This window comes from Paenibacillus sp. sgz302191 (assembly GCF_057749925.1).
The window spans coordinates 1-222 of sequence record NZ_JBYLHY010000144.1; the positions used below are offsets into that span (position 1 = coordinate 1).

Here is a 222-nt window from a genome sequence, read left to right on the forward strand (position 1 = left end):
GGGGTGAAGTCGTAACAAGGTAGCCGTATCGGAAGGTGCGGCTGGATCACCTCCTTTCTATGGAGTCCATGACAACTGCAGGTTGTCGGACAAACAAGTTTCTTCACTCGTGTTCAGTTTTGAAAGGGCAAGATCCTTTCGGGCAGCTGTAGAAGCTGCACTCGTTTGGTGATGATGGCGGAGGGGATCCACGCGTTCCCATCTCGAACACGACCGTTAAGC

2 rRNA genes are annotated in these 222 nt (G+C 52.7%); both read left to right on the plus strand.

The annotated features are described in order from the left end of the window. Positions 1-57: ribosomal RNA gene (locus AC3G2T_RS38960) — 16S ribosomal RNA — on the plus strand; the annotation flags it as partial. Positions 58-164: 107 nt separating this feature from the next. Then, a 5S ribosomal RNA gene (gene rrf / locus AC3G2T_RS38965) occupies positions 165-222 on the plus strand; the annotation flags it as partial.